At 63.3% G+C, this 1,939-nt stretch carries 1 protein-coding gene and 1 pseudogene; both read right to left on the bottom strand.

Annotated features, from left to right (window positions below):
- Positions 1–72 (bottom strand): annotated as a pseudogene (locus tag WA317_RS09190) (VOC family protein); the annotation flags it as partial.
- A gap of 112 nt (positions 73–184) precedes the next feature.
- A complete protein-coding gene (locus WA317_RS09185; protein WP_425172731.1) occupies positions 185–1,420 on the bottom strand; it encodes an IS256 family transposase in 1,236 nt (411 codons plus the stop codon).
- Positions 1,421–1,939 lie beyond the last annotated feature (519 nt).

The raw sequence follows: 1,939 nt of genomic DNA, 5'->3' as shown, positions 1-1,939 counted from the left end.
CACGTCGCGGTAGAACGTCACCGACCGCCTGAGCGACTCCACATATTGGATGACGTAGTCCACGCGACGCATGAAATACACCGTATCGGCTCCTGCTGTGACGGGTTCGCCCCGGCGGTCCGCGAGGGGTCAAGTCCAGAGACGTGGTGTACGACGTCGTCGTGTGATTCTTCGACTGGGTGGTTCAGGCGGTCAGCGCCGCGGGGGTGGCCTCCTGTTCTGTCGGTGAGCACTGGTCTGCTCGGGATTTGCTGAGGACGTCGAGGCCGAGGTAGCGTCGTGATTCGGCCCATTCGTCGTGTTGTTCGGCCAGCACGGCGCCGACGAGGCGGATCAGGGCGTTGCGATCGGGGAAGATGCCGACGACGTCGGTGCGTCGGCGGATCTCCTTATTGAGGCGTTCCTGGGGGTTGTTGGACCAGATCTGGCGCCAGATCTGTTTGGGGAACGCGGTGAACGCCAGCAGGTCCGCGCGGGCGGCGTCGAGGTGCTCAGCCACCCTGGGTAGCTTGTCGGATAGAGCGTCGATGATCCGATCATATTGGGCGGCAACGGAATCAGCGTCCGGCTGGTCGTAGACTGAGTGCAACAGCGTGCGCACCCACGGCCAGGAACTCTTCGGCGTGACGGCCATCAGATTGGTGGCGTAATGGGTGCGGCACCGCTGCCAGGATGCCCCGGGCAGGGTGCAACCAATCGCGCTGATGAGCCCTGCGTGGGCATCACTGGTGACCAGCCTGACTCCCGACAGCCCGCGGGCGGTCAAAGAGCGTAGGAACGTCAACCAGCCCGCTCCGTCCTCGGCGGTGGTGACGTCGATGCCGAGGATTTCGCGGTATCCCTCCGCGTTGACCCCGACCGCGATCAGGGCGTGCACGTTGACCACCCGGCCGGCTTCGCGGACCTTGAGGACCAGGGCATCAGCAGCGATGAACGTGTAGGGGCCGGCATCCAGCGGGCGGGTGCGGAAAGCTTCGACGGCGGTGTCGAGTTCCTTGGCCATCACCGACACCTGCGACTTCGACAGGCCGGTGATCCCGAGGGTCTCGACGAGCTTGTCCATCCGCCGCGTCGACACCCCGAGCAGGTAGCAGGTGGCGACCACGGTGGTCAGTGCCCGCTCGGCGCGTTTGCGGCGTTCCAGCAGCCAGTCCGGGAAGTAGGAGCCCTGCCGCAGCCTGGGGATCGCCAGATCCAATGACCCCGTCCGCGTGTCGAATTGGCGTTGCCGGTAGCCGTTGCGCTGATTGGTCCGTTCGCTACTGCGTTGGCCGTAACCGGCGCCGCACAGGGCGTCGGCTTCGGCGCCCATGAGGGTGTGGATGAACGTCGAGACAAGCTCCCGCAGCACATCGGCCGAGGTGGTGGTGAGTCGATCGGCCAGCACCGCCGGCCAGTCGATATCGTGGGCAGTGGTCATCGCGTTGGTTCCTTTGCTCGAGTGACTTTGGTGGGTCTCTCGAAGAATCACGCGATGGCCTTCATTCATTCGGCTACGACACGCCGCACCTCACGACTGGGTCCGACTCGTACACCACCTTGGTGGACGCAACCGATCCCAAAAATTTGCAAAGCCATAGATGACGCCCTCGGAGGAGTCCTTGAGGGCCCTTCCATTTGGTAGCGGGGACAGAATTCGAACCCGCGACCTCCGGGTCATGAGTTGAGCACTGGGCGTTTTGCGCTGCCGCACTGATCTCAAAAGTTCAGCTCAGAGGCGGTAGCGCGTCCGGCTAGTTACACCGCGTCGCACTGATTTCGGGCAGTTTCGCATAGTTTTGTTCCCAAATTTGGGCGTCAGCGAGCCGTTCGTTAGCCCGAAGGCTTAGGCCGCCCCAGACCGCTCCAACCTTAGTAAGTTCATGAGCTGATCGCGGCTGCTGATGTCGAGCTTGGCGAAAATGCGGTAGAGGTGTCCCTCCACCGTCCGCACCGAGAC

Origin of the sequence: Mycobacterium sp. (assembly GCF_049802695.1) — a bacterium.
In the GTDB taxonomy this organism is placed as follows: domain Bacteria; phylum Actinomycetota; class Actinomycetes; order Mycobacteriales; family Mycobacteriaceae; genus Mycobacterium.
This window is presented reverse-complemented; position numbering and strand designations above follow the sequence as displayed.

Bases quoted from the DNA above. Each gene is read 5' to 3' on its own strand.
- WA317_RS09185 (WP_425172731.1), bottom strand. From the start codon at position 1,420: ATGACCACTGCCCACGATATCGACTGGCCGGCGGTGCTGGCCGATCGA.